General features: G+C 73.2%; 24 protein-coding genes. 10 read left to right on the forward strand and 14 right to left on the reverse strand.

Annotated features, from left to right (window positions below; genetic code table 11):
• Positions 1-29: 29 nt before the first annotated feature.
• Complete coding sequence (locus LUW75_RS11285) at positions 30-572, forward strand: nucleotidyltransferase domain-containing protein (protein ID WP_250335500.1); 543 nt, start codon at positions 30-32, stop codon at positions 570-572.
• A gap of 393 nt (positions 573-965) precedes the next feature.
• A complete protein-coding gene (locus tag LUW75_RS11290) occupies positions 966-1,886 on the forward strand; it encodes an alpha/beta fold hydrolase (RefSeq protein WP_250335501.1) in 921 nt (306 codons plus the stop codon).
• A gap of 236 nt (positions 1,887-2,122) precedes the next feature.
• Here LUW75_RS11290 and LUW75_RS11295 read toward each other — a convergent pair whose 3' ends face one another.
• From LUW75_RS11295 to LUW75_RS11305, 3 genes are all read right to left on the reverse strand, one after another.
• Complete coding sequence (locus tag LUW75_RS11295) at positions 2,123-3,010, reverse strand: glycoside hydrolase family 19 protein (protein WP_250335502.1); 888 nt, start codon at positions 3,008-3,010, stop codon at positions 2,123-2,125.
• Positions 3,011-3,371: 361 nt separating this feature from the next.
• Positions 3,372-5,024: a SpoIIE family protein phosphatase gene (locus tag LUW75_RS11300; protein WP_250335503.1), complete on the reverse strand. Its 1,653-nt coding sequence runs from the start codon at positions 5,022-5,024 to the stop codon at positions 3,372-3,374.
• Positions 5,025-5,480: 456 nt separating this feature from the next.
• Positions 5,481-6,764, reverse strand: coding sequence for an adenylosuccinate synthase (locus tag LUW75_RS11305; RefSeq protein ID WP_250335504.1), 1,284 nt, complete (start codon positions 6,762-6,764; stop codon positions 5,481-5,483).
• Between the two features lie 175 nt (positions 6,765-6,939).
• Here LUW75_RS11305 and LUW75_RS11310 point away from each other — a divergent pair, with 175 nt between their 5' ends.
• The 6 genes from LUW75_RS11310 (at position 6,940) to LUW75_RS11335 (ending at position 11,989) form a co-directional block, all read left to right on the forward strand.
• Entirely contained in the window at positions 6,940-7,803 is an 864-nt protein-coding gene (locus LUW75_RS11310) for a diacylglycerol kinase (protein ID WP_250335505.1), read from the forward strand.
• A gap of 299 nt (positions 7,804-8,102) precedes the next feature.
• On the forward strand, positions 8,103-8,549 hold the full coding sequence (locus LUW75_RS11315) for a hypothetical protein (RefSeq protein ID WP_250335506.1): 447 nt from the start codon (positions 8,103-8,105) through the stop codon (positions 8,547-8,549).
• On the forward strand, positions 8,546-10,627 hold the full coding sequence (locus LUW75_RS11320; RefSeq protein ID WP_250335507.1) for a hypothetical protein: 2,082 nt from the start codon (positions 8,546-8,548) through the stop codon (positions 10,625-10,627). Before LUW75_RS11315 ends, LUW75_RS11320 begins: the two co-directional genes overlap by 4 nt.
• Complete coding sequence (locus LUW75_RS11325) at positions 10,624-11,172, forward strand: hypothetical protein (protein ID WP_250335508.1); 549 nt, start codon at positions 10,624-10,626, stop codon at positions 11,170-11,172. Before LUW75_RS11320 ends, LUW75_RS11325 begins: the two co-directional genes overlap by 4 nt.
• Positions 11,169-11,438: a hypothetical protein gene (locus tag LUW75_RS11330; RefSeq protein ID WP_250335509.1), complete on the forward strand. Its 270-nt coding sequence runs from the start codon at positions 11,169-11,171 to the stop codon at positions 11,436-11,438. Before LUW75_RS11325 ends, LUW75_RS11330 begins: the two co-directional genes overlap by 4 nt.
• Positions 11,435-11,989, forward strand: coding sequence for a hypothetical protein (locus LUW75_RS11335; RefSeq protein WP_250335510.1), 555 nt, complete (start codon positions 11,435-11,437; stop codon positions 11,987-11,989). The genes LUW75_RS11330 and LUW75_RS11335 overlap by 4 nt, the downstream gene beginning before the upstream one ends.
• Positions 11,990-12,013: 24 nt before the next feature.
• Here LUW75_RS11335 and LUW75_RS11340 read toward each other — a convergent pair whose 3' ends face one another.
• Positions 12,014-12,523, reverse strand: coding sequence for a GbsR/MarR family transcriptional regulator (locus LUW75_RS11340; RefSeq protein WP_250335511.1), 510 nt, complete (start codon positions 12,521-12,523; stop codon positions 12,014-12,016).
• Between the two features lie 91 nt (positions 12,524-12,614).
• On the opposite strand from LUW75_RS11340, the gene LUW75_RS11345 reads away from it, so the two are divergent.
• Together LUW75_RS11345 and LUW75_RS11350 are read left to right on the forward strand one after the other, a co-directional pair.
• Entirely contained in the window at positions 12,615-13,511 is an 897-nt protein-coding gene (locus LUW75_RS11345) for an ABC transporter ATP-binding protein (RefSeq protein ID WP_250335512.1), read from the forward strand.
• Positions 13,508-15,118 (forward strand): ABC transporter permease, encoded by a 1,611-nt coding sequence (locus LUW75_RS11350; protein WP_462933719.1) that lies wholly within the window; start codon positions 13,508-13,510, stop codon positions 15,116-15,118. The genes LUW75_RS11345 and LUW75_RS11350 overlap by 4 nt, the downstream gene beginning before the upstream one ends.
• A 152-nt stretch (positions 15,119-15,270) precedes the next feature.
• Here the strand turns inward: LUW75_RS11350 and LUW75_RS11355 are convergent, their stop codons facing one another.
• The 10 genes from LUW75_RS11355 to LUW75_RS11400 form a co-directional block, all read right to left on the reverse strand.
• Complete coding sequence (locus tag LUW75_RS11355; protein WP_284453826.1) at positions 15,271-15,930, reverse strand: response regulator; 660 nt, start codon at positions 15,928-15,930, stop codon at positions 15,271-15,273.
• Positions 15,927-17,222, reverse strand: coding sequence for a sensor histidine kinase (locus LUW75_RS11360; protein ID WP_250335513.1), 1,296 nt, complete (start codon positions 17,220-17,222; stop codon positions 15,927-15,929). Before LUW75_RS11360 ends, LUW75_RS11355 begins: the two co-directional genes overlap by 4 nt.
• Before the next feature lie 214 nt (positions 17,223-17,436).
• Complete coding sequence (locus tag LUW75_RS11365) at positions 17,437-18,306, reverse strand: alpha/beta hydrolase (protein ID WP_250335514.1); 870 nt, start codon at positions 18,304-18,306, stop codon at positions 17,437-17,439.
• A 93-nt stretch (positions 18,307-18,399) separates the two neighbouring features.
• Positions 18,400-19,644, reverse strand: a complete 1,245-nt coding sequence (kynU, locus tag LUW75_RS11370; protein WP_250335515.1) for a kynureninase — start codon at positions 19,642-19,644, stop codon at positions 18,400-18,402.
• A complete protein-coding gene (locus tag LUW75_RS11375; RefSeq protein WP_250335516.1) occupies positions 19,637-20,491 on the reverse strand; it encodes a tryptophan 2,3-dioxygenase family protein in 855 nt (284 codons plus the stop codon). The genes kynU and LUW75_RS11375 overlap by 8 nt, the downstream gene beginning before the upstream one ends.
• Positions 20,492-20,683: 192 nt before the next feature.
• Positions 20,684-20,857: a DUF3151 family protein gene (locus tag LUW75_RS11380; protein ID WP_462933720.1), complete on the reverse strand. Its 174-nt coding sequence runs from the start codon at positions 20,855-20,857 to the stop codon at positions 20,684-20,686.
• Positions 20,858-21,599: 742 nt separating this feature from the next.
• Positions 21,600-23,648 carry an FtsX-like permease family protein gene (locus tag LUW75_RS11385; protein ID WP_250335517.1) on the reverse strand — a complete coding sequence of 683 codons (2,049 nt, stop codon included), beginning with the start codon at positions 23,646-23,648 and terminating at the stop codon, positions 21,600-21,602.
• A 149-nt stretch (positions 23,649-23,797) separates the two neighbouring features.
• Complete coding sequence (locus LUW75_RS11390; RefSeq protein WP_349816413.1) at positions 23,798-24,535, reverse strand: ABC transporter ATP-binding protein; 738 nt, start codon at positions 24,533-24,535, stop codon at positions 23,798-23,800.
• Positions 24,536-24,648: 113 nt separating this feature from the next.
• The gene (locus tag LUW75_RS11395; RefSeq protein WP_250335518.1) at positions 24,649-24,996 is read right to left on the reverse strand and encodes a hypothetical protein; all 348 of its coding nucleotides are present in this window, start codon (positions 24,994-24,996) and stop codon (positions 24,649-24,651) included.
• Between the two features lie 447 nt (positions 24,997-25,443).
• Positions 25,444-26,208: a transposase family protein gene (locus tag LUW75_RS11400; protein WP_250335519.1), complete on the reverse strand. Its 765-nt coding sequence runs from the start codon at positions 26,206-26,208 to the stop codon at positions 25,444-25,446.
• Positions 26,209-26,289: the final 81 nt, after the last annotated feature.

Genomic DNA, 26,289 nt, shown 5'->3' on the forward strand with positions numbered 1-26,289 from the left:
GCCGGGAACACCGCGTAGCCTGCGCGGCTGTGGACAGGGAACGCAGCGCTCGGCAGCTCCGGCTGATCGGTGAGACGGTGGAGATCGCGAAGGCCCTCGGGGTGGAGGTGTGGCTCCGCGGGGGTTGGGCCATGGATTTCTTCATCGGCGAGGTCACGCGTGACCATACGGACATCGACTGGTTCGCCTGGGCGAAGGACGCCTCTCCTCTGACCGCAGCTCTGCTGCGTTCCGGCTATGAGCCCCTGTCCGGGCCACCTGCCGACCAGCAGCTCGATTTCCGCAAGCAGGGCGTGGAGAGCAGCTTCGCGCTTCTGGCCGAGGACGGGCTGGGGCGCGTCGTGGTCGCCGGTGGTCCCTGGGCCGGGGAAGTGTGGCCGGAGGGCATGCTCGACGCTTCCGTCGGCCGCGTCGGGGCGCTGCGGTGCCGGGTCATCAGTCCCCGTGCCCAGATCGAGATCAAGCGGATGATGCCCGTCTGGGTCCCGGGGCTGGTCCGCCGTACGAAGGACGCCGAGGACATCGCCCGGTTGGAGGCGGCCCTGCGCGAGCAGGGCACCGGTCCGGCATGAGGGCTTGAAGGCGCGTGGTCGCCTCCGTCTCCGCGAGGACCTCTCCCCCTTCGGAACACCGCGAGGCCAAGAGGACCGCCGAGTCCGGGCCGACCGGGCACGGTCCGCCCCGGAGCCTGACCGGGCCTGCCGGCTTCCTGGTATCCGGCGGCGCCCGGGGGTTGACCGTACGGGCGCCGAAGCCTCCGGGTGCGGGGCGGACGCGCGGGGCTGGACGGCCGGACGCGAGGGGCCTCGGCGGGGGCGGATGAGCCGGATGAGCGGAAGACCGGAGGGGGCCGGATGAGCGGGGGTGCGGGGGCGCGGGAGAGCGGGGGCGCGGGATAAACCCTGCGGGCGGTCCGGGGGTGCGCTACGGTGCACCCATGAGACGAGACGGTACGTCTCGTCTAGATGGTGATCCGATCACCTCCGAGGGGAGCACCCGTGCACCGTGAGCACTTCGTCGACGCCGCGCCCGGCGTCCGGCTGTGGGTCGAGGAGCGGGGGGACCCCGAGGCGTCCGCGCTCCTGCTGGTCATGGGCGCGCAGGCGTCCGGACTCGGCTGGCCCGACGAGCTGGTGGACGCGCTGGCCGCGCACCACCGGGTCATCCGGTACGACCACCGCGACACCGGCCGCTCCACCTGGTCGTACGAGACGGAGCCGTACGCGATCACCGACCTCGCGGACGACGCGCTGGCGGTGCTGGACGGGCTGGGGGTGGGACGGGCCCACGTCGTGGGCATGTCCCTGGGCGGCATGCTGGCCCAGCTCCTCCTCGCCGACCACCCGGAGCGGGTCCGCACCGCCACCCTCATCGGCACCTGCGCGCTCAGCACCACCCCGTACACCGCGCCGGACGGGACCGCCACGCCCGTCGAGGAGCTGCCGCCCGTCGACCCGCGCATCCTGGAGATGTGGGCCCGCCTGCCCGAGGGCCCCGGCCCGGAGGGCGGTCCGGAAGGCGACCTGGACCGGCGGGTCGAGCACTGGCGGCTGCTGAACGGCGACGCGATCCCGTTCGACGCGGAGGCCGCGCGGGACATGGAGCGGCGCGTGCTCGCGCACACCGGGCACGCCCGGGTCGGTACCGCGCACGGACGGGCCGACCACTCGGGGATGCTCCGCACCGAGGCGCTCGCCGCGACCGACGTGCCGACGCTGGTCGTGTCCGCCCCGGCCGAACCCGTCTTCCCGCCGCCGCACGCGCAGCACCTGGCGCAGGTGATCCGCGGCGCGGAGCTGGTGGAGATCCCGGGCATGGGGCACGCGCTGCCGCGACCGGTGCTGGAGCCGCTGGCGAGGGCCGTCCTGCGCCACACGGCGGCCTGACGGTACCGGCCCCGGCCGGGGCCCCGGCCCCGCGCCGACGGGTCCGCCCGGTCGCGCGGCCGGGGCCGGCGGAGCGGGGGCGCGGGGTGCGGGGCACCCGCCGTGCCGGGCCGGCAGGATGCGCCGGGGACCCGCCGCCCTCGGCGGCCCCGGGCGGAACCGCGAACGGCACGGGACGGCGCGGAGGCGGGCGGCCCCGGTCGTGGGACCGCCCGCGGCCGGGACCGCGGTCCGGCTCAGCAGTACAGGTTGGCGCCCGGGGCCACGCCCAGGATCTGCGCGAACTGCTGGTACTTCGTCACCCGGCTCTGCACCTGCGCCGGGTTCCTCCCGTCGCACTCGAGCGCGCCGTTGATGGAGCGGATCGTCTGGCCGAAGCCCGCGCCGGTCACCATCGCGTTGTGCGGGGTCATCGTGCCGGGGCCGTTCTGGGTGTTCCAGTACCACAGGCCCGTCTTCCAGGCGATGGCCGCCTCGCGTTCGACGCGGTACGGGTTGTTCAGCAGGTCGATGCCGAGCGCGTCACCGGCCGCCTTGTAGTTGAAGTTCCAGCTGAGCTGGATCGGGCCGCGCCCGTAGTAGGCGGCCTGGCCGGCGGGGCAGCCGTAGGGCTGGCTCCGGTCGCAGTAGTGGGGGTAGTTGGCGGTGTTCTGCTCCACGACGTGGACGAGGCCGCCCGTCTCGTGGCTGACGTTGGCCAGGAAGGCCGCCGCCTCCTGCCTGCTGACCGTGGCGCCGCCCGTCGTCGCGAAGGCCGGGTACGCGCCGAGCGCCGCCTTCAGCCCGCTGTAGGTGTAGAACGGGTTCCTGTTCGGGAACATCTGGTTGAACTGCGCCTCGGACACCACGAACCCGGACGGCGACGGGTCCGGTGCGGGCGTCCCGTTCCCGCAGACTCCCTGGTCGGCCCAGACCTCCGCCGTGCCGGGGCGCTCGTTCTGGGTCCACCACTTCGCCTGCCAGTTGTGGCCGCCGTACGAGGCGACGCCGCCGCCCCAGTAGACGGCCGACGAGTTCCAGGGTGTCGCGCAGTCGACGGCGGAGGCGGGGGCGGGCGGCAGGAGGGCCGTCAGACCCACCGCCATGGCGAAAGCGGCCAGCAGGGAGCCTAATCGTCGCGACATGACATCGCTCCTTCGTGTAAGGGAAGACCGCGGCCACTCCACCGCTTCGACGCGAACCCCGTCAAGGACGCCGAACCGGACAGAACGCCCCCGGCGCGGCGCGGAAGGAACGCCCCGGCACGGCACCGGAAGGAGGGCCGGAGCACGGAGCGGCGGAGGACGGCCGGGAACGGCCGGTCGTCCTCCCCGCACCCGGGCACCCGCACCGGGCGCACGCGACGGCATGGCCCCCGGCCGGCGCCCGGACCGCCCGCGGGGGAACACCCCCGGTCGCTGCCCCGACCGCCCACCGGCCCCGGCCCCGCGCGGGCACCCGGTCCGCCCGCCGGGGAGCGGGCTCCGGCCGGGGCCCCGCCGCCGGTCAGCCCGGGATCCGCAGCACCAGCAGCGCCACGTCGTCCTCGTTCTGCTCCGGCCTGGCCCGCTGGAGCAGCTCGTCCGCGAACGCCTCCACGGGCCGGCGCGCCAGCGCGGCGGCGTGCCGGCGCAGCCGGTCCAGGCCCTCGTCGAGCGAGCGGCCCGGCTCCTCGATCAGGCCGTCCGTGTACAGCAGCAGCGTCGATCCGGGCGGCAGCTCCGCCCGCGCGTCCGTACGGGCCGTCCTCCCCCGGTACTCCCCGAGGCCCAGCAGGACGCCGTGGCCCTCGGAGAGGTACCGCGCCATCCCGTCGTGCGTGACCAGCAGCGGCGGCGGGTGCCCGGCGTTGGTCCAGGACAGCTCCCACCGCCCGTCGTCCGACACGGCCATCCGGCCGAAGACCATCGTGGCCATGGTGACCTCCGCGATGTGCAGCGAAGCCTGGTCCAGCCACTCGACGATCTCGCTCGCCGGTCCCTTCTGCGCCCAGGCGTACGCGCGCAGCATGTTGCGCAGCTGCGCCATCCCCGCCGCCGCGTCCAGGTCGTGGCCGACCACGTCCCCGATGGCCAGCGCCAGCACCCCGTCGCTCAGCGTGAAGGCGTCGTACCAGTCGCCGCCGACGTGCGAGGCGTCCGGCGCGGGCAGGTACCGGGCCGTGATCCCCAGCCCGGGCACGGTCGGCATCTGCGGCAGCAGGTGGCGCTGCATGGTCTCCGCGACCTTCCGCTGCCGCTGGTAGAGGCGGGCGTTGGCCAGGGCGAGGCCGGCCCGGCGCGTGATGTCCTCCAACAGGGCCACGTCGGCCGCCGTGAACGCCTCCGACCGCTCGGACCGGCCCAGGGTGAGCGCCCCGAGGATCTCCCGCAGACCGCGGATGGGCGCGATGACCGCCGAGTGCATCCCCGTCGACTCGAACAGGCGGCGCTGCTCCAGCGCGATCCCCGAGTCCGGCGGACCCTGGTACGTCTTCGGGCCCGCCAGCGCCGACGACTCCCCGCGCAGCGCCCGCGACAGGGGCATCGGCGACTCCCCCGGCACCGGGGGCATCGGGCCCTCCAGCTCCTCCACGTGCACCAGGGCGTCGCCCCTCGCGTGCACCACGGCGGTGCGCCACACCTCGTCCGGCTCCCTGAGCAGGTCGATGACCGCCCAGTCCGCGAGCCGGGGCACCACCAGGCCCACCAGCCGGTCGAGGGCCTCGTCCACGTCGAGCGTGGACGTCAGCGTCGTGGTCGTCTCGGCCAGCAGCGCCAGCCGGTCCAGCTCCGACATCGACGCGGCGGGCCGCCGCGGGAACGGGAGGGTCGACGGGGCGGACTCGGAGGCGTCGAAGATCACCAGGGTGGCCGGTTCGCACCCGTCCCGGACCCAGGGCGTGGCCAGCCACGACAGCAGGAGCAGCGACCCGTCGCCGCGTTCCGCCCACTGGCCCGGGCCCTGGGCCGTACGGCCGGCGAGGGCGGCCTGCCGCAGCGCGCAGTGCGCCCTCGGCGTGGGGTCGCCGTGCCGGTCGCGGTGGAGCAGCTCGTGCGCGTCCCAGCCGACGAGCTGCGCGGCGGGCCGGCCCAGGAGCCGCTCGGCCGAGGTGTTGACGGCGGTGATGCGACCGCTGTCGTCCAGCAGGCAGGCGCCCGCCGTGAAGGAATCCAGCACCGGGGCGAGCACTTCCCCCGGGGGGCCGGGAACCCCTCACCGGACACGCCCGCCGTCTCCGCGGCCGTCATCTGCTCGCCTCCGCCCTGCCCGGGGACGCGCCCCGGTGCCTCTTCCCCCACTCTTCCCTACCGCCGGACGCCGACGCCCCGGCCCCTCCTCGGCGGGGACCGGACGCCGGCGCCCGCCTCGACGGAGTCGAACCCCGTACGAACTTACGGCACCGCCGCCCCCCACAGGCCCCATCGTGACCCGACGCATACCGCCGAACATCCGCGGCGGGCGAGCGGAGCGCTCGTGGAGGCCTTCGAGGGCGGACGTGGGTGCGGGGGACCTCCGACGGGGGAGGCGCGGGTGCGGCGACCCTCCGGCGGAGGGTGGGCGGAAGCCCCCCGTCCCGGCGGTCCCGGGGGACCCGCAGCACGGAGGGCTTCGCGCGGGCCGCGCCCGCGATGCCTACAGGAACGAGTTGATCTCGATCGTCTCGGTGCGGCCGGGACCGACGCCGATCGCGGAGATCGGGGCGCCCGACATCTCCTCCAGCGCCTTCACGTACGCCTGCGCGTTCTTCGGCAGGTCCGAGAAGGCCTTCGCCTTGGAGATGTCCTCCGACCAGCCCGGCAGGTACTCGTAGACCGGCTTGGCGTGGTGGAAGTCGGTCTGCGAGTACGGCAGCTCCTCGACGCGCCGGCCGTCGATCTCGTACGCCACGCACACCGGGATCCGCTCCCAGCCGGTCAGGACGTCCAGCTTGGTGAGGAAGAAGTCCGTCAGGCCGTTCACCCGGGTCGCGTAGCGGGCGATCACCGCGTCGAACCAGCCGCAGCGCCGGTCGCGGCCGGTGGTGACGCCCCGCTCGCCGCCGATGCGGCGCAGCGCTTCGCCGTCCTCGTCGAACAGCTCGGTCGGGAACGGGCCGGCGCCGACGCGGGTCGTGTACGCCTTGAGGATGCCGATCACGCGGCTGATCTTCGTCGGGCCGACGCCGGCGCCGGTGCAGGCGCCGCCGGAGGTCGGGTTCGAGGAGGTCACGAAGGGGTACGTGCCGTGGTCCACGTCGAGGAGGGTGCCCTGGCCGCCCTCGAAGAGGACGACCTTGCCCTCGTCGATCGCGTCGTTCAGGATCAGCGTCGTGTCCGCGACGAACGGCTTCAGCCGCTCCGCGTACCGGAGCATCTCCTCCACGACCTTGCCGGCCTCGATCGCGCGCCGGTTGTAGACCTTGGCGAGGAGCTGGTTCTTGACCTCCAGCGCCGCCTCGACCTTCTGGGTGAGGATCGACTCGTCGTAGAGGTCCTGGACGCGGATGCCGACGCGGTTGATCTTGTCGGCGTACGTCGGACCGATGCCGCGACCGGTCGTACCGATCTTCCGCTTGCCGAGGAACCGTTCCGTCACCTTGTCGAGGGTGACGTTGTACGGCGTGATGAGGTGGGCGTTCCCGCTGATCAGAAGCTTGGAGGTGTCGACGCCGCGCTCGTTCAGCCCGCTCAGCTCGGAGAGCAGGACGGCCGGGTCGACGACGACGCCGTTTCCGATCACGGGGGTGCATCCGGGAGAGAGGATGCCGGAGGGGAGGAGGTGCAGCGCGTACTTCTGGTCGCCCACGACGACCGTGTGGCCGGCGTTGTTGCCGCCCTGGTAGCGCACCACGTAGTCGACGGATCCACCGAGGAGGTCGGTGGCCTTCCCCTTGCCCTCGTCACCCCACTGAGCACCGAGCAGCACAAGTGCGGGCACAGGCGTACACCCCTTCCGGGCGGGGCATGTCCAAGGGGCCAGGGGCGGAGGACGTCGTACGGCGGTGTACGACGGCAACCCGAGCCGCTGGACCGGTGCCCCGGAATAGACGAAGCCCCTGGCGCAATAGCGCAAGGGGCTCTTGCACAAAGATGCTACCCGAGGAAGGACCGAGGTGTCGGCTCCCGACCAGCTCCTGGTGGTCATCGACCCGGTCGCGCGCCGCTGCGACGGCGAGTCCGTACGGATCGCGAGGGATGTGCTGTGCGGTGGCGCGGCCGCGCGGGTGTGCCTGCCCGACACCCCGCAGGAGTTCGCGCGGGCCCTGGCGCGGCGGGGCTCCCGGCGCCCCGTGGTGGTCGGCGACGACCGGGCGCTGGTGCGGGCCGTGGCCCTGCTGCACCGGGGCGGCGAGCTGGGCGGGCAGGCCCTGTCGCTGGTGCCGGTGGGGCCGCGCGAGACGGTGTGCCTCGGCGTGTCGCTGGGCGCGCCGCCCGGTGCGGTGACGGCGGCGCGGGCGGTGCTGGACGGGGTGGCGCGGCGGCTCGACCTGCTGGTGGACGACGGGGGCGGGGTGGTCGTGGGCGGGGTGCGCGTCCCGGAGGGGGCCCCGTCGCCGGAGCCCGCGGCGGCGCCCGAGGACCGCTTCCGCCCGTCGGGCGGCCGGGCGCCGGTGCCCTCGGTGTGGGGGACCTGCCGCTCGCTGGTGCGGACGCTGGTGGGGCCGGGTGCCGGGCGGGCGCCGCGGGTGTGGGGGCAGCGGTTGCGGGTGGAGGCGGACGGGCTGCTGCTGGCCGACGGGGACGACCCGGTGGAGGGCGTGACGGTGGTGGCGCGGGACGGGGCGGCGGAGGTCGTGGTGCGTTCCCGGTCGGCCGCGCCCCGGTGGTCGGCCGCCCGCGCGGTCACCGTGTCGGGCCCGGCCGGCACGGGCTTCCGTTACCGGGCGGACGCCGAGCCGGCCGGTCCGGTGCGCAGCCGCACGTGGACGGTGCGCCCGGCCGCCTGGTCCCTGCTGGTGCCGGCGCCGACGTCGTAGGGCGTCCGGGCACGGGACCCGCTCCTCCCGGCCGGGGCACCGCTCCCGCCGGGACGACCGGGGCCGGGCGCGGGACGGCGGGGGCGGGCACGGGACGGCGGGGGCGGCGCCTGCGGCGTGCGTCACGGGGGAGGCTTTGTCCCGTCGCGCCCCCCGCGTCCCGGAACGTCGGCTTCGAGGATCGGGTTCCGGCCTGTGACCGGGGAGGCCGATCCCGGTCCCCCCTTGCTACGTTGGCGTCTGAGAAGGATCTCGCAGGCAGGGACGGAATCGAGCCACGGCACGGGGGAGGCGCCTTCATGGCATGGGACGAGTGGGAGCGGCTCAAGAGCGAGGCCGCCGGCAGACCGTCGACGGCGATGCGGCTCAATCAGGCTCCCCCGGGAGGGGGGCCCGGACCGCAGGGCGACCTCAAGGTCAACCAGCAGGATCTCGCCGCGGTCGGCGACAGCGCGTTCAAGCTGTTCGACAGGCTCGGCAAGCACGGCCGCGACGCGTGGTCCGTGAGCCAGTCCGCGGCCAAGGACCTCACCACGCAGGGCTTCGCCCTCGGCGGCGCCCTCGACCACGTGCAGGAGCGCTGGGAGAAGCAGCTCCAGTCGCTGCTCGACGCCTGCGCGCACATCTCCAACCACATGGACTTCACCCGCAACGCGCACGCCGGCGACGAGTACCACATCGCCACCACGGTCAGCAGCATCGCGACGCTGGACGAGGGCTTCACGGAGGGGACGCGGCGCCGATGAACCTGGACACGCTGCGCAACGGCGACTTCGCCCGGCTCGACCAGGCCATCACCGCCTGGTCCGGCGTGGTGGAGAAGCTCAAGGGGCTGGAGACGGACGCCCGGGACGACATGAAGGCGAAGGCCGACAAGGCGAACTGGGCCGGCGTCAACGCGACGGTCACCCGGGAGTTCGTCGGGAAGACGGCGGGCGAGTTCTCCGACGCCCACACGCAGGCCAAGACCGTCCACGACATCCTCAAGGACACCCGCGACGAGCTCCAGGGCTACAAGGAGGAGCTGGAGCAGGTCCTCTCCCGCGGCCTGAAGAAGAACCTCACCGTGACCCCCGCCGGCAACGGCGGCTTCACGGTCACCATGAACATCCACCCGGACCGGGCCGCCGAGGGCCACGAGGTGCCCGACCACTCCCAGCAGGACGTGGACCACCTCCGCGACGACGTGGCGCGCATACTGGGCCGTGCCACCGAGAGCGACGAGTCCGCGGCGCGGGTGCTGCGCGCCATCGTCGACCAGGCCGAGCACGGCTTCTCCGGCGCCGGGTACCGGGACCGCGACACCGCGGCCGACGCCCTGAGGAAGGCGGAGGAGGCGGCGAAGCTCATCGCGGAGAAGGGCGACGAGATGTCGCCGGAGGAGTTCCGGAAGCTCAACTCCACCCTGTCGCTCTACAAGGACGACCCGCTCTTCCAGGAGAAGTTCGCCACCGCGCTCGGCCCCAAGCGCACCCTGGAGTTCTGGGCCGACCTCTCCAGCCCCGACAGCCCCGGCGAACTGTCCCGCACGCAGCTCGACCAGCTCGGCGACTTCCAGAAGAACCTGGGCGTCGTCCTGGGCGGCGCCACCCAGTCGGACAGCCCCGCCATGCGGCAGTGGGAGAACGACATGGTGAAGCTGGGCGGCGAGCGGTTCAACTCGCGCCACGGCGACGCCTACGGCTTCCAGATCATGAGCAACCTCATGCGCACGGGCGACTACGACGACCGGTTCCTCAACAGGTACGGCGCCGAACTGGTCGCCATGGAGAAGAAGATGAGGATCCCGGACCGCTTCTACCAGATGGAACCGGTCCCGAAGATGAACTTCATAGGCGACGCGGAGTTCGGCCGCGACCCGATGACCGGCTTCATGACCGCCCTCGCCAACAGCCCCGGCGCCGCGACGGACTTCTTCAACGCGAAGGAGCCGCAGGACAACGCGGAGTGGGTGCTGAAGGAGCGCCCCTCGTTCGACGACTCGCCCCTGAAGGACGGTCCGAACGAGGCCCTCGACGCGACGGGCAGGGCCATGTTCGCGGCGGTGTCGGGCGTGTCCGACCCGAAGGCGCCGAACGTCGAGTTCCCGCCGCACTCGCCGGAGCACCGGGAGGCGATGAAGCGGACCCTGGGCATTCTCGCCGGCGCGGGCAACGACTTCCCGCCCGAGTTCCGCGACGACATGGCACTCGCCCTGGGCAACCACGGCGACTGGGTGCACAGGGCGATGAGCGACCCGGTCGGGCGGCACGAACTGGACGCGGGCCATCTGATGGAGGTCAGCAAGCAGATCTCCCGGAACCGGGACGACTACCAGACCCTCACCCAGGTCATGCACCAGTCGATCGTGTCCGACATCATCACCGAGAAGACGCATCCCGAGGACAGCCTCGACCGTGCCGGACGCACCGTCGGCTTCCTGGAGGAGGCCCGCTACCAGGCGACCAACGGCGAGAAGGGCGAGAAGCTCGCCGACGCCTCCTGGGAGAAGTCCTGGCGCTACCACATCGTGGGCGGTCTCGTCACACCGTGGCACCCGGCCGGCGACGCGCTGCAACGTGGTGTGGACCTGGTCACCGCGAAGATGCTGGAGGACGAGCAGAACAGGATCAACGCCCAGGCCACCGCAGACCACACCGAGACCTACACCCAGCGCAGCGGGGAGCTGCGCATGCTCGCCGACGTCTGGTACGAGAACAACAAGGAGTGGGCGGAGAACCCGAACCACGAGGGCTTCTCGAACCAGCACGGCGTCTACGGGAAGATCGAGTCGGCCGCGAACGACGGCAACAAGAAGGGCGAGGGGGTGGCGGGAGTCCAATGAGCGCGAACCCGTGCCGTGTGGCCGCTTCACTGGCCGCCGCATGCCTGGTGGCATCCCTCGCCGGGTGCGGCGGCGGACGCGCGTACACCGTACCGGCGGAGGCGTGCGGCGTGCCGATCGACGCGAAGAGGATCGAGCCGTTCCTCTTCGACGGCCGGAAACTGGAGGTCGCCGGCGGTTCCGTGATCGACACCGGGGAGAAGAGCTGGGGCCGGTGCTGGATCCGGGTCGACGGCAGGCAGGTCGTCGGTCTTCAGGTCGAGAAGGTGGACCGGCTCCACGACCCGATGGACGAGTCGGAGGAGTTCCGCTTCCGCAACCGGACGAAGATGGCGGACCTGCCGTTCCCCGGCCTCGGCGCGCTGGGTGACGCCGTCTCCATGGTGAGCACCGCCTGCGCCGCCCCGAACGCCGACCACCTCATCACCTACGTGCACGTCGACGGGGAAAGCGGCGGGGACGTGGCTGAGCGGCGCAAGGACCTCCGGGCGCTCACCCTCGACATCGTCCCGAAGGTGAAGAAGGCCATGGGCTGCACCAAGTGACCGGACGGGCCGCCGCCCCGCCGCCTGGGCGGAGGGGCGGCGCCTCCCCGCACGACGAACGCCGTCAGCGGCGCCGGACTGCACGAGTCCTCCGGCGCGCCCGGGAGCCGCAGGGGACCGCGGACACCCGGTACCAGCAGAACCAGGAGTGGGCCGAGGACCCGGCCCACGAGTGCTACTCGAAGGAGCGCGGCATCCACCAGCAGATCGACGGGGCCGCCGACGACGGCGACGAGAAGGCCGAGGGGGACGCGGGCGTCCGGTGAACGGGAGGACGACTCGTCTCGTCACCGCGTCCGCGCTGGCCTGCCACCTGGCCCTGGCCCTCACCGGGTGCGGCGGGGGACGCCAGTACACGACGCCGCCGGAGGCGTGCGGCGTGCCGGTCGCCGAGGAGTCGCTGGACCCCTTCCTCGTGGACGGCGAGGAGGTCGGGGCGGTGGGCGATTCCCTGGCCGACCCCACCGGGACGTATCCGGGGAACTGCGAGCTGCGGGTGGACGGCCGGCTCGTGTTCGGCGCCCATCTCTACGCGGAGGAGGAACTCGTCGACCCGATGAGCGGCGGTCCCTGGACCCGGCGGTTCGACGCCCCCCAGAAGATGGAGAACCTCCCCTTCCGCGGCCTCGGGGCGGTGGACGGCCGCAGGGCCATGATCAGCGCCGCCTGCGGCGCCCCTGCGGTGGACCACCTCGTCCTGGACCTCTACACCAGTCCCAGGGCCGGGGGTGACGAGGCCGAGCGCCGCAGGGACGTCACGGCCCTGGCCCTCGGCCTCGTCCCCGAGATGAAGAAGCGGCTCGGCTGCACCGAGTGACCCGGCGGGCCGCCGCCCCGCCGCTCAGGCGGAGGGCGGCGCCTCCTCCCCGCGCCGCCGCCATCGGTCCATGATCTGCCGCAGCTCCCCGTGGAGGAACTGGAAGAACTCCGCCGTCTCCGCCAGCCGGGCCCCGGCCGCCGTGTCCGGCCCCAGCGCGTCCGCGCCCTCGCGGGCGGTCTTCTGCCAGCGGTTGAGGAACTCGTCCCGGCGGGTGAACACCTCGTACCACATGCCCTCGTGGAGCACGTACCGCTCGCGCCGGGAGCCCGGATCGCGCTCGCGGCCGATCATGTCGACCTGCGCCAGGTAGCGCACGGCGCCCGAGACGGCGGCCGGGCTGACCTTCAGCCGCTCGCCCAACTCGGCGGCGGTCATGGCCGCCTCCTCGGAGACGAGCAGCGCGGCGAAGACCCTGGCCGCCATCCGCTGCATCCCGGCCTGCGCCAGCTCCCCGGCGAAGCGCTCCACGAAGCGGCCCACCGCCTCCTCGTCGCGTTCCGGCCGCTCCGCGAGCCCGTCGTCGGTCCCCATGCGTCCATCGTCTCCCGTCGTCCTGCGTCCGGCCGATTTTATACTCTTTCTTAACTTCACAAATCTGTGAAGGAAGGCGTAGCGTCGAAGCATGACGAACGCCATCAGCGTCACCGGACTGCACAAGTCCTTCGGGCGCGCCCACGCCCTCACCGGGCTCGACCTGACCGTCGCGGCCGGCGAGGTCCACGGCTTCCTCGGCCCCAACGGCTCCGGCAAGTCGACCACCATCCGGATCCTCCTCGGACTGCTCCGCGCCGACTCCGGCACCGCCCGCCTCCTCGGCCGCGACCCCTGGCGGGACGCCGTCGAACTGCACCGCCACGTGGCGTACGTCCCCGGTGACGTGACGCTCTGGCGCAACCTCTCCGGCGGCGAGGTGATCGACCTGTACGGCAGGCTGCGCGGCGGCCTGGACCGGACGCGCCGCGCCGAGCTGGTCGAGCGGTTCGAACTGGACCCGACGAAGAGGGGCCGCACGTACTCCAAGGGCAACCGGCAGAAGGTCGCCCTCGTCGCCGCGTTCGCCTCCGACGTGGACGTGCTGATCCTCGACGAGCCGACCAGCGGCCTCGACCCGCTGATGGAGGGCGTCTTCCAGGCGTGCGTGCGCGAGGAGCGCGACCGGGGCCGCACGGTGCTGCTGTCGTCGCACATCCTCAGCGAGGTGGAGAGCCTCTGCGACCGGGTGAGCATCATCCGCAAGGGCCGCACCGTCGAGTCCGGCTCGCTCGCCGAGCTGCGCCACCTCACCCGCACCACCGTGGAGGCCGAGCTGGCCGCCCCGCCGAACGGGCTCGCGCACCTGCCGGGCGTCCACGACCTGCGGGTGGAGGGCACCCGGGTGCGCCTCCAGGTCGACACCGACCGGCTCGACCCGGTCCTGCGCTCCCTCACCCAGGTCGGGGTCCGCTCCCTGACCAGCGCACCGCCCACCCTGGAGGAGCTGTTCCTGCGCCACTACGAGGACCGGGCGGTGGCCCGGTGAGCGCGGCCGCCACCGCCGGTGCCCGCACCGGGGGCGCCCGCCACCTCGCCGGCACGGGCCCGCTGCTGCGGCTCGCCCTGCGCCGCGACCGGGTGATGCTGCCCGTGTGGGCGCTGGTCCTGGGCACCGTGGTCACCGGCGGCGCGGGCTCGATCGACGCCCTCTACGGCACGGTCGCCGAACGCGCCGAGGTCGCCGCGTCCATGACCGCCAACGGCTCCCTGCGGTCGATGTACGGCCCGGTGTTCGGTGACTCGACGGGAGCGCTCGTCGCCTGGCGGTTCGGGGTGTTCGCCTCGGTCCTCGCCGCCGTGATGAGCCTGGTCGTCGTCGTCCGGCACACCCGCGAGGAGGAGGAGACGGGCCGGCAGGAGATGCTGTCGGCCGCCGTGGTCGGACGGCGGGCGCCGCTGACCGCCGCGCTGCTCGCCGCGCTCACCGGCAACACCGCGCTCGCCCTGGCCGTCACCGCCGGACTGGCCGGCCGGGGCGCCGGCGGCGCCCTCGCGCTGGGCCTCGCGGTCGGCCTGACCGGCATGGTCTTCGCCACGACGGCGGCGATCACCGCGCAGCTCACGGAGAGCGCCCGGTCGGCGAAGGGCCTCGCGGCGGCCGTGCTGGGCGCCGCGTTCGTGCTGCGCGCGGCGGGCGACGCGGGCCGCGCCGACGGTGGTTCGGTCCTCACCTGGCTGTCGCCGGTCGGCTGGGCCGAGAACGTCCGGGCGTTCGCCGGGGACCGCTGGTGGGTGCTGCTCCTGCCGGTCGCCGCCGCCCTCGTCCAGGGCTTCGCCGCGTACGCGCTGGCCGGGCGCCGCGACCTCGGCATGAGCTTCCTGCCCGCCCGGCCCGGCCCGGCCGAGGGGCGGCTCGCCACGGCCGGCGCGCTGGCGTGGCGGCTCCAGCGCGGCTCGCTCGCCGGGTGGACGGCCGGGTTCCTCACCGCCGGGGTCGTGTTCGGCGGGATGGTCGAGGGCGCCGCCGACCTGGTCGGGGACGACCCGAAGGCGCGGGAGGTCTTCGAGCGGATGGGCGGCGCGCAGGCCGTCGACGACGCCTTCCTCGCCGCCCTGCTGGGCCTGTTCGGGATGGCCGCCTCGCTGTACGCGGTCGGGTCGGTGCTGCGGCTGCACGGCGAGGAGGTCTCGCAGCGCGCCGAACCGGTGCTCGCGGGCGCGGTGGGGCGGCTGCGCTGGGCCGCCGGGCACCTGGCGGTCGCGTTCGCCGGCTCCGCCCTGCTGCTCCTCGCGGCCGGGCTCGGCATGTACCTCTCCCACGGGCGGGACCCCGGCGCCGTACTGGGCGCGGCCGCCGTCCAGCTGCCCGCCGTGTGGTTCCTCGGCGCGCTGGCGGTGCTGCTGTACGGCACCCTGCCGCGGGCGGCGGCCGCGGCGTGGGGCGCGGCCGGGCTCTCCCTGGTGATCGGCTGGGTCGGGCCGGCGCTGGACCTGCCGCAGGCCGTGCTGGACCTGTCGCCGTTCGGGCACCTGCCGAAGCTGCCCGGCGCCGACATGGCGTGGCCGCCGGTGCTGGCCCTGTCGGCCGGGGCGGCGCTGATGGTCGCGGCGGGGCTCGCGGGACTGCGGCGCCGGGACGTCGTCACGGGGTGACCGGCGGCTCCCCCGGGCCGCGGCCACACCGCCCGGCCGGCCCGCCCGGCGGCTCCCCGGGCGGCGCGGCCCTCCGGGAGCGGGGGGCCGCCGCGGGCCCGGGGCCCCCGGGCGCGGGGGCCGGCAGGGGAGCCGGGGCCCGGGAGCGGGGCTCAGCGCGGGGTCACCAGGCGGGCCTCGTAGGCGAAGACCGCGGCCTGGGTGCGGTCCCTCAGGCCCAGCTTCACCAGGATCCGGCTCACGTGCGTCTTGATCGTGGACTCCGCCACCACCAGGCGCTCCGCGATCTCCGCGTTCGACAGGCCCCGCGCGATCAGCACCAGGACCTCCGTCTCCCGGTCCGTCAGGTCGCCGACCCGGGACAGCGCCGCCGCCCTCGGCGACTCCACGCGCTTGGCGAACTCGGTGATCAGCCGCTTCGTCACGGCGGGCGCCAGCAGGGCCTCCCCCGCCGCCACCACCCGCACCCCGTCCGCCAGCTGCCGCGCCGACGCGTCCTTCAGCAGGAACCCGGACGCCCCGGCGCGCAGCGCCTGGTACACGTACTCGTCGAGGTCGAAGGTGGTCAGCACGAGCACCTTCGCGTCGCCGTCCGCCGCGACGACCTCCCGTGTCGCGTCGATGCCGTTCATCTCCGGCATGCGGATGTCCATCAGCACCACGTCCGGCCGCAGCGCCGCGGCCTGCGCGACCGCCTCCCGCCCGTCGACCGCCTCGCCGACCACCTCGATGCCCGGCATCGCGTTCAGCAGGACGGAGAAGCCCTCCCGCACCATCACCTGGTCGTCCGCGACCAGCACCCGGATCGTCACGCCGCCCCGTCCCTCGCCACCGGTACGAACACCGCCACCTCGTACCCGCCGTCGTCCGTCGCGCCCGCCGTCAGCTCGCCGTCGAGCATCGCCACCCGCTCCCGCATGCCGGCGATGCCGTGCCCGGCGCCCGGCGACGGCTTGACCGGGCCGCGCGGCGGGCCGTTCACCACCCGCAGCCCCAGCCCGCCCAGCACGTAGCCGACCTCCACGCGGGCCGCCGCGCCCGGCGCGTGCCGCAGCACGTTCGACAGCGCCTCCTGCACGATGCGGTACGCGGACAGCTCCACGCCCTGCGGCAGCACCCGCACCGCGCCGGTCACCGCCTTGTCGACGTCCAGCCCGGCGTCGCGGACGTTGGCGATCAGCGCGTCCAGGTCGGCGAGGGTCGGCTGCGGGGCGTCGGGCGCCTCGTAGTCCTCCGCGCGGACGACGCCGAGGACGCGCCGCAGCTCGGCCAGCGCGGCCACCGCGTTCTCCCGGATCGTCAGGAACGCCTGCTCCAGCTCGGGCGGCGGGTTCTCCACCCGGTACGGGGCGGCCTCCGCCTGGATGGCGACGACCGACATGTGGTGGGCCACCACGTCGTGCAGCTCCCGCGCGATCGTGGTGCGCTCCTCCAGCAGGGTGCGCATCGAACGCTCCTGCGCGGTGGCGGTCCGCTGCGCCGTCACCTCCTCCCGCGCCGCGCGCCGCACGTGCCACACGGTGACCGCGAGCAGGGCGAGCGCGGCGGCGAACAGCAGCTGGGCCGTGGCGTCGCCGTCGTCCCCGTCGCCGAGCACGGCCCCCGCGGACAGCCCGTACACGCCGGTGACCACCCACATCCACGCCGCCGCGCGCGGCCGGGTCCGGGCCGCGACGAGCGTCACGACGACGAGGTGCGAGAGGAAGGCGGCGGGCGACCACACCCCCCAGCCCCCGGCGACGACCGCGTACACCGACGTGGCCAGCAGCGACGCCCAGAAGGCGGCGACGGGCCGGACCAGCGTGAGGAGCACGGGCACCACCGGGACGAGCGCGGTGGGGAGGAAGCCCGTCGTGCCGTACCCCGCGGCGAGGACCAGCAGCGCGGCCGCGGCGACCACGAGGTGCGGCACCCACAGCAGCCGCCGGCGTATCCGCTCGGGCAGCCGCCGGGCGAGGGGGCCGTCCGGGGGCGCGGGAGGGAGGGGCCGGTAGGCGAGGGCGTCCTGCACGAGGTCCTCCCGCAGGCCCCGGAGCAGTCCCACCGCGTGGTGGAACTCGGGGCTGCGGCCGGCCGGGGCGATGCGCTGCGTCGTCTCGGTCACGACAACCACCGTACGGACGCGGACGCCGCGGGGCGTCGGACCGGAGGGGGTTTCCCGGCGTCCGTCCTGAGTACTACGGCGGCACCGCGGCGCGCCCGCACCGACCTCGCGGCGGGCCCGCACCGGCCCCGCCCCGTCCCGGGACCTGCCGGGCACGTCCGCACCCGCGCCGGGCGCGGGGGCGCGGGGGCGCGGGGGGCGCGGGGGCACCGCGTCACCAGGCGAGTTGGGCGATCTCCTCCGCGACCACCGCGCAGGCGTCCGCCGCCGGGTCGATCAGCGGGAAGTGCCCCACCCCGTCCAGGACGGTCAGCCCGACCGTCTCGCCCGCCCGCGCGGCCGCCTCGGCGTACGCCTCGGCGACCGGCAGCGGCACCACGCTGTCCTCGCGGCCCTGCACGACGGTGGTGGCGATGCCCGTGGGCAGCAGGGCGGCCGGGTCCGCCGAAGCGGCCCGCTCCGCGAACCGGTCGCCGCCGCCCAGGAGCTGCGCCACGGCGCCACCGCACACGTCCAGCTCCACCGCCCGCCCGAAGTGCGCGATCGGCGCGAGCGCGACGACCCCGCGCAGCTCGGGCGGCTCCGGCCGCCGCCACGGCGAACCGGCCGGCAGGACGTGCCGGGCGGCGGCCCACAGCGCGAGGTGGCCCCCGGCGGAGTGGCCGGTGACGACCGTGCGGCGCGGATCCGCCCGCGGCAGGTGCTCGGCGGCCAGTGCGGGCAGCGCGTCCAGCACCGCCGCCACGTCGTCGAACGTCTCGGGCCACCGCCCCGCCACCGGTTCCGTGCCCCCGGGCGCGGGGAGGCCGGCACCGCGCCGGTACTCGACGCTGGCGACGGCGAACCCGCGGCGGGCGAGGTGGTCCGCGAAGGGGGAGACGTGCCGCCGGTCGTACCGCGTCCGCCAGGCACCGCCGTGCAGGACGACGACGAGCGGGACCCGGCCGCCCCGGCCCCGGGGCGCGTGGAAGTCCACGACCTGGTCGGGGTGCGCGCCGTACGAGGCGGTGGAGTCGGGGTCGACGGCCGGGTGCGACAGGGCCGACGCCTCCTCGGCGGCGTCGCGGGCGGCGGGGTCGGGCATGCTGCTCGGCCTTTCGGTGAGGGGCCGGACCGGCCCGGCCTGCGGGGACCGTACCAGGGCGGAGGTCCCCGCAGGCCGGCTCGGACGGCGGCGCTACCGCCCGGCGCACACCTCCGCGAGCACGCGGGCCGCGCGCTCGGTGTCGGCGAAGCCCACGTACAGCGGGGTGAAGCCGAAACGCAGCACGTCGGGGCGGCGCAGGTCGCCCACGACGCCGCGCTCGATCAGCCGCGCCATGACGGCGGGCGCGTCCTCGCAGGCCAGCGCGACCTGGCTGCCGCGCTCCGCGTGCGCGGCCGGGGTGAGGGAGGTGAGCCGCCCCTCGGGGACGTACGCGCGGACGCACTCCAGGAAGAAGTCCGTCAGCGCGAGGCTCTTGGCCCGCACCTCGTGCACCGACACCCCGTCCCACACGTCGAGCGCCGCCTCCAGCGCCAGCATCGACAGGATGTCGGGCGTACCGACCCTGCCGCGCCGCGCGCCGTCCGCCGCCGCGTAGCCGGGGGACATCGCGAACGGGTCCGCGTGGGAGTTCCAGCCGGGCAGCGGCGAGTCGAAGCGCCGCTGGTGGCGCTCGGCGACGTACAGGTACGCGGGGGCGCCGGGCCCGCCGTTGAGGTACTTGTACGTGCAGCCGACGGCCAGGTCCACGCCGTTGGCGTCCAGGTCGACGGGGAGGGCGCCCGCGCTGTGGCACAGGTCCCACACCGCGAGGGCGCCCGCCTCCCGCACGGCGGCGGTGATGCCGGGCAGGTCGTGGAGGCGGCCGGTGCGGTAGTCGACGTGGTTGACGAGCGCGGCGGCCGTGCGCGGGCCGACCGCGGCCGGCACGTCGCCGGGTGCGACGGGCACCAGGCGGCGGCCGGTCATCCGGGCGGCGGACTCGGCGATGTACCCGTCCGTGGGGAACGTCGTCGCGTCCACGACGATCTCGTCCCGGCCGTCGCCGGCCAGGCGCACCGCCCCGACCAGCGCCTTGAAGACGTTCACGCTGGTCGAGTCGCCGACGACGACCTGACCGGGCGCCGCGCCGACGAGCGGGGCGATCCGCTCGCCGATCCGCTCGGGCGCGGTCCACCAGCCGCTCTCCTCCCACGAGCGGATGCGCAGCTCGCCCCACTCGTGGGCGACGACGTGCGCCATCCGGGCCGGTACGTGGCGGGGCAGCGCGCCGAGCGAGTTGCCGTCGAGGTAGACCACGCCGTCGTCGAGCGCGAACAGGTCGCGCCGCTCCGCCAGCGGGTCGGCGGCGTCCAGCTCGGCGGCCCGCGCCGCCGGGGCCGGAGCGGTCGGGGCCGGGGTGTCGCGGCCGTCGGTGTTCCGGATGAGGTCAGACATGGCTGCGGGCCGTCCACAGCTCGGGGAACACGTTCCTGCCGGCCCGCTTCTCCAGCCAGGCGACCCCGGCGGAGCCGCCCGTGCCGGTCTTGGAGCCCATCGCACGGCGGGTGGCGACCAGGTGGTCGTTGCGCCAGCGCCACACGAGCTCGGCCACGTCGGTGAGCGCCTCGCCCAGGTCGACCAGGTCACGGTGGTCCTCCGGGGCGGCGTACAGCTCGGCCCAGACCTCCTCGATCCGCTGCGACGGCTCGTACCGCTGCGTCAGGTCCCGCTCCAGGACCTCCGCCGGCACGGGCAGGCCGCGCCGCGCCAGCAGCCGCAGCACCTCGTCGTACAGGCTGGGCTCGGCGAGCGCCTTCTCCAGCTCGGCGTGGACGCGCGGCGCGCCGCGGTGCGGGACCAGCATGGAGGCGGACTTGTCACCCAGCAGGAACTCCATGCGGCGGTACATCGCCGACTGGAAGCCGGAGCCCTCGCCGAGCGCGGACCGGTACCGGTTGAACTGCCCGGGCGTGAGGCGGGCGATCGGGTTCCAGGAGGCGTTCAGCGCCTCCAGCTCGTGCGCCGAGCGGCGCAGGGCGGCCATCGCGTCGGGGATCCGGTCCTCGCGCAGCGCGCGGCCCGCGGTCTCCCACTCGTGGACGATGACGGTGAACCACAACTCCATCACCTGGGTGGTCACCAGGAACACCATCTCTCCGGGGTCGTCGGAGCGCGGGTGCTGGAGGTGGGTGAGGACGTCCGCCCGGACGTAGTCCTCGTAGGGCGTGGTGCCCGCGAAGTCCAGGTTCGGCGTGTCCGAACCGGTCTCGGGGCCGGCAGGGGTGGTAGGCGAAGTAGACATCGCTGTCTCCGTCAATGCGTGCTACCGGGTAGCGGTCCGCTCCTTCCGTGGGTGAGGGAGCCCCGGTCCCCTCGGGACCGGGCGTGATCCACGCCGTCGGTCCCGATCGCATCATGACACGAACACCTCTGCGGTGTAACGGCCGCCTTCGCGGGCCTGACACCGCCCCCGGCCTGCGGGGGCGGCGGGACGTCAGCCCAGGGTGTCGGCGGCGAGCGGGGAGGAGTCGCGCAGGAACGCCGAGCAGCGCTCGTACTCCTCCTGCTCGCCGATCTCCCGGGCCGCCCGCGCCAGGGCGTGCAGCGAGCGCAGGAACCCCCGGTTCGGCTCGTGCTCCCACGGGACGGGTGGAAGGTGTACCCCCATGGCAGGAGTGGCCGGACAGCCTCGCGACCCGGTTGCCGGAGCGGAACCCGGAGCGGGCGGGGGCCCCGCCAGGGCCTGCTCACGGAGTGGACGGGCCGGAAGCCCCTGACGGGCGAGGCGCGCAAACCCGCCAGGACACGTGCCGCTGTGCACGACGGCGGCGACCCGAGGGCCGCCGCGTCGGGGCGGTGGAGTGCCGGGCTTCCGCCCAGACCGACGGGATCCGAACTCACGGGTTCCTTCGCCCCGCACGCGGTTCGGTCCCGATCCCTGCCTGCGGGGTTACCGTTTCGCCCGGTCACAGCGCTGGTGTGTGGTGGGTTCGCACGATGTTGCGGAGGCGTGGCGGCGGGGCGGCTCGCGGGTGCCTCCACGTGGTGCAGATTTGTTGCACCTGCTTCGAAAACACCACCGGGTCTGCGCCGCAAGCCCGGGAATCAGCGCCGCTCAAACAAGTCATTTGCCGCCCCGCCTGCGGAGGCACCCTCCGGCGTGGTGGCATTGCTGGACGTCGGGATACCCGTGTCGACCGCTGCTCGCCGCTCCGAAGGGCATGGATGAGACACACCTTTCGCCATCTGTTCAGGACCCTTCCCCCGCTGTCTCGGCGGCACGTACGAGCCGTGGCCTGACCGACGCGGCCAGGCGGTGTCCAACGCGGACCGACCCGCGACAGAGACAGGCCGGACCACCCTTCGAACCATCGGGTGGACGAGGGTGGTCCGGTGGGTCCGGCTCCTGGTCAGTCTGCGGCCGGACGCCAGTGGGAGGCACCTCGCGCCGATGACCAGGCCCCACATCCCCAGATTCCAGCACTGAGGATCAGCACGCCACCCATGAGGTAGCCGAGTACCGGCCACGACAGCTGTGCGCCGACCACAGGGTCTGTGTAGGGACCGGAGAGCCAGAGGTACACGACCGCCCCGATGACGGCCGCGAGAACGGTGGGCATGAGCAGGACCCACGCCGCGACCGAGACAAAGAGTCCGCGACGCCCCGTGAGTACGCCGAGCGGGGCGAAGGACCTGCTGTGACGGAGGAACTCGGCGATGCTGTTGAGACCGATGGCCAGACCAACGACGATCAGCGCGAAGCAGCCGAGAAGCATGATCCAGTTCACCCGGGACTCGCGGAGCAGGGAGCTGCTCAGCCAGCCCCCGCCGGGAGCCTCCACCACGGTCGCCATGGCGAGGTGGCGGTTGGCCGCCCGCTTCACCGCGGCGACATCCAGGTCCTTCCCCGACACCGACATGAGCACCAGTTGGCTGGATTCCTCGGCTGACACCTTGCCGAGGAGCGGACCTTCCCTCAGCTGGATCTGCCCACTGGGGGCGTGCCACCGTGCGAGTTCGGCCAGCCTGTTGTCACGGTCCACGACTGTTGCCGGGGAGCTGTTCTTGCTGCACGCCCGGTGGATGACCCGGAGCTGCTCGCATGGTGCCTGAAGCACGGACTGTACGGTTCCGTCGGGAACCGGTCCAGTACGTAGGGAGAACACCGCCACGTCCTTGGGTACGTCAGCGAGAAAGGCCGGCGTGCGGGTGTCGCCCCGCGGTGTCGCGACGGTGACGACGCTCGTGCCGACGCGTTCGGCTGTCGCCTTGGCTGCGATCATGGGCTCGCTCAAGCGACTCGTGTTGAGCTGGACCTGGCCGATCAGACCGATGGCGACGACGAATCCGGCGACCAGCCGGGCGGTGACACCGGGTTGTGCGACCAGCCACCGTCCGGCGATCAGAGTGCCCCTGCCGCCGTACCGGCGTCCGATCCGCGTGAGAAGTCGTCCCAGGGCAGCGGCTGCCAGAGCGAGAACGGACGGCAGGGTAGCGAACACGGTCAGCACTCCCACGAAGTAGACGGCCAGGAACAACCTCGGGCTGTCGGCCGCGAGGAGTCCGGGACCTCTGGTCGCGAGCAGTAGTGCCACCGGAAAGAGCGCGGGCCACCAGCGGGGCATCCTGCGGCTTCCACCTCCGGGTCGGGTGGTGGGGTGCGACGTGTTGTGCCGGTGCAACACGATCACTACGAGAAGGACCAACAGAACGCACGCGAGGGCCGTCAGCACCAGCGGTACGGTGGCGGTGCGGGTGGTCTCGGCGGGGACGACGAAATCCGTGAACGGAAGGGTGGCACCCGCTGCGACCAGGGCCACGAGCCCTCCGAGGCCGAGCGCCGCGCCGAGGACGACCGGAAGCCCCGCTTCGCCCAAGTTGACCAGCGCCCGGGCCGTCGAACTGGCGCCGAGAGCGTCCAGCAAGGCCGCCCTTCGGTCCCGCGCCTCGCCGCCCACCCTGGCCGCGATCACCACGAGCACTCCGGCGGGGAAGATCATGAGACCGACGACGGCGAGCGCGAACAGCTCCAGGGGCTCGACGAACAGGGGATCGCCCACGAGGGGGCCCGGGGCACCGTAACCGGTGATCGTGAACATCCCCTCCTCGTCGACCAGGGGCTCGGAGGGTCGAACGTAGGCCAGTCGTTCCGAGGGGGTGGAGAGACCGGCCTCGCTGATTCGACCCGCGTCTCGTCCCAGCCGGTCCGTGATCCCTTCCACCGCGCCGACCTCCGCAAGGGCCGGTGACAGCACTGCCTCGCCTGGGCCGGGCCAGGCCTTCACACCGGGTGGCGGAGGGGCATCAGCGGACAGTGGAACCACCGAAATCACGGAGTACTGCAGGCCGTCCACCACATCGAAGCCCGGCTTCCACAAGGCGATGGGCTTCTCGGCGGGATGCCCTTCAAGCACACGCGGGCTGCGCGCTTCTGACTTCCGCGTCATGTCTTCGTACACGGCAGTAGCGGTGACGAGTGCTCCTCCGCCCAGCACGAGGGCCGCCGCCGCGCACAACAGTGCGACGGCTCTGATGAGGCCTCCGCGCGAGCCCGCGCCCGCGGCCCGGCCGACCCGCAGTAGCTGTACGCCCAGTCGTTTGCCCCCCATCACGCCTCACCGCCGGCCTCGTCGGTCAGGATCAGGCGCCCGTCCGACAGTACGAGACAACGATCAGCCCGGTTGGCGATCTCGATGTCGTGGGTGACGACCAGAAGCGCGCAGCCCCAGCGGTGGGGAACCGAGAAGAGCAGCTCGGCCACGGCATCTCGGTTGCGGATGTCGAGGGCACCCGTCGGTTCGTCCGCGAGGAGAATCGTGGGCTTGTTGATCAGAGCTCGCGCCACTGCGACTCGTTGTCTTTCTCCCCCGGAGAGCTGAGCCGTGGGAGTGCTGTCAGCGGGGACACCGAGCTCCTTCAGCAGTGTTGCTGCGTGGGCGTACGCCTCGGTGTGCGGAACGCTCGCCAGCAGTGCGGCCAGCGCCACGTTCTCCACCGGTGTGAGCTCCGGCAGCAGTTCACCGAACTGGAACACCACACCCATGTGGTCGCGCCTGTGTCGCGCCAGCTCGCGCCGACCCAGGCCGGTGATGTCCGTGCCCGCCACACTCACGGTTCCCTCCTGGGGCTTGACCAGCCCCAGAAGACACGCAAGCAGAGTGCTCTTGCCGCTCCCGCTGGGTCCCATGACCGCTACGGACTCACCGACCGCCACGTCGAATTCGGCGCTCTCGAGCAGTTGCCGGTCCCCGATCCGGCAGGACAGTCCATGCACGTCGAGGGAGGGCCTACCCGTTCCCTCCGTGCTCCGGCTCATGGCCGTAACGGCGGCCCCTCTGTCTGACATCCCAACCTCATTCGCGTGAACGGAATCGGGCCGACCGCTGAATGCGGTCGGCCCGATGACTTGAGCAGGCGGAGCCGATGATTACAACTTACGGCAATCAGCTCCGGCCACGATCACGCAGCCCAGGGGCCGCAGGTGTCGGACGCCCACTGTTCCTGACGGCACGCGCGAATCTGGTAGATCGACGTACCCCCGGTCGAGGACACGACAGTACCGGCACCACTTTTGTTCCAGAGAGTCTTGGTGACGCCCGGATCCGCCTTGCGGTAGTACTCCCCGTAGGCGGAGCGGCTGTCACCGCTCGTGTCCTTTACATTGGCGGTGTCATTGGACACGCTCTTCGTCGAGGTGTACGCGTAGGAGCCGGCCGTCGACGAGCTCAGCGCGAACGCCGGGGCGCTACCCAGAACGGCCACCGGGCCAGCGCCGGCTACCGCGAGGCGTGCAATTCTCTTGTTCATCTCGTTCCCTCCCTGAGGCCCTGACGGGCCTCCTGTGACGGGCTCTCGCATGAGAACCCCGGAGAGGGGTCGAACACTTTGCGGGGTCGAATATCCACCGCAGGCGAAGCCATTGACTGAAACGTTTCTCCAACTCGACTTCAATGACTTAAACATGATCTTGGAATGGGAACGTCCGCTCGTGCGTGCAGGAGGCACCGCCCGCCTTCGGCCGAGTGTCACCTTGCACGCCGTTGGCGGGGTAATCGCGGCCCAGGAAGGCGGCACGTTCCTCTCCTGTCGACATTTGACCGCGTGAACAGGCCGTCAGCTGGCAGGCCGACGCGGCTCGACGGCCGTGGGCCGTTCGTGGTTCGAATGTTCGTCGGGGGCGACTCCATCGCGCGGCTGACGCGTGCATCTCACCAGGCTGGTTCCGGCTGTGTTGCCAAAGAGCCTTTTCCATCCTCAGTTCGTGCTGGTGAGGTGAAGGGTGAGGACTGCCTGGACGAGGCGGGTGATGCGGGTGGTCGAGCAACGTATCTTGCGCAGGAGGCGCCAGGTCTTCAGACCCGCGATGGCAGGTTCGACAAGGGCCCGGATCTTCGCGTGGGACCGGTTGACGGCCTGCTGACCTGCAGAGGGCCGCTCCCAGCGGCCCCAGATGGGGACACGGACTGCAGCTCCGGCTCCTCGGTAGCCCTTGTCCGCCCAGCAGGGGACACCGGCTTCGGCGAGAGCCTCGATGATGCCGTGCTCGCGGGCGGCGCGGATGTCGTGGATGGCGCCTGGCAGGGCCGGTGAGGCCCCCAGGAGTCTGCCCGCCGGGTCCGTGAGGATCTGCACGTTCATGCCGTGCTTCTTGTGCTTTCCGGAGTAGAAGGGCCGGTCCACAGCGGTCCGGTCGATCGGCAGCAGCGTCCCGTCCAGCAGTACGAACGCCTTCGACGATGCGGTCCGTACTGCTTCGGCAAGGCTGGGAGCGAGTGCGGCCAGGACCTCCACGGCCTCGGTGATGTACCGGTAGGCGGTCGTGGTCCCGATATCGAACCCGGCCGCGAGGTGGGCGTACGGGTGGCCGTGGCGCAGGTGGGCGAGCGCGAGCAGAGCCTGCCGGCCGGCGTTCAGCCGACGCCACCGGCTGCCGATCGCACGGCGGCGTTCACGAAGACGGGCGGTGAGGAAACGAAGATGCGCGCTGGACAGGTCCAGTCCGGACGGGTAGACAAGCATGTGAAGCCTCTGGCGGAACAGGTGATCTTGGTCGTGAACCCGTCTACCAGGGGCTTCGCTCGTTTGTCACGCCAACCGCCA

Source organism: Streptomyces sp. MRC013, from assembly GCF_023614235.1.
Lineage (GTDB): Bacteria > Actinomycetota > Actinomycetes > Streptomycetales > Streptomycetaceae > Streptomyces.

Excerpts from the sequence above, each read along its gene's own strand:
- LUW75_RS11290 (WP_250335501.1), top strand. The coding sequence starts at position 966 with ATGGTGATCCGATCACCTCCGAGGGGAGCACCCGTGCACCGTGAGCAC.
- LUW75_RS11295 (WP_250335502.1), bottom strand. The coding sequence starts at position 3,010 with ATGTCGCGACGATTAGGCTCCCTGCTGGCCGCTTTCGCCATGGCGGTG.
- LUW75_RS11315 (WP_250335506.1), top strand. The coding sequence starts at position 8,103 with ATGGCATGGGACGAGTGGGAGCGGCTCAAGAGCGAGGCCGCCGGCAGA.
- LUW75_RS11320 (WP_250335507.1), top strand. The coding sequence starts at position 8,546 with ATGAACCTGGACACGCTGCGCAACGGCGACTTCGCCCGGCTCGACCAG.
- LUW75_RS11325 (WP_250335508.1), top strand. The coding sequence starts at position 10,624 with ATGAGCGCGAACCCGTGCCGTGTGGCCGCTTCACTGGCCGCCGCATGC.
- LUW75_RS11340 (WP_250335511.1), bottom strand. The coding sequence starts at position 12,523 with ATGGGGACCGACGACGGGCTCGCGGAGCGGCCGGAACGCGACGAGGAG.
- LUW75_RS11345 (WP_250335512.1), top strand. The coding sequence starts at position 12,615 with ATGACGAACGCCATCAGCGTCACCGGACTGCACAAGTCCTTCGGGCGC.
- LUW75_RS11365 (WP_250335514.1), bottom strand. The coding sequence starts at position 18,306 with ATGCCCGACCCCGCCGCCCGCGACGCCGCCGAGGAGGCGTCGGCCCTG.
- kynU (WP_250335515.1), bottom strand. The coding sequence starts at position 19,644 with ATGTCTGACCTCATCCGGAACACCGACGGCCGCGACACCCCGGCCCCG.
- LUW75_RS11375 (WP_250335516.1), bottom strand. The coding sequence starts at position 20,491 with ATGTCTACTTCGCCTACCACCCCTGCCGGCCCCGAGACCGGTTCGGAC.
- LUW75_RS11380 (WP_462933720.1), bottom strand. The coding sequence starts at position 20,857 with ATGGGGGTACACCTTCCACCCGTCCCGTGGGAGCACGAGCCGAACCGG.
- LUW75_RS11390 (WP_349816413.1), bottom strand. The coding sequence starts at position 24,535 with ATGTCAGACAGAGGGGCCGCCGTTACGGCCATGAGCCGGAGCACGGAG.
- LUW75_RS11395 (WP_250335518.1), bottom strand. The coding sequence starts at position 24,996 with ATGAACAAGAGAATTGCACGCCTCGCGGTAGCCGGCGCTGGCCCGGTG.
- LUW75_RS11400 (WP_250335519.1), bottom strand. The coding sequence starts at position 26,208 with ATGCTTGTCTACCCGTCCGGACTGGACCTGTCCAGCGCGCATCTTCGT.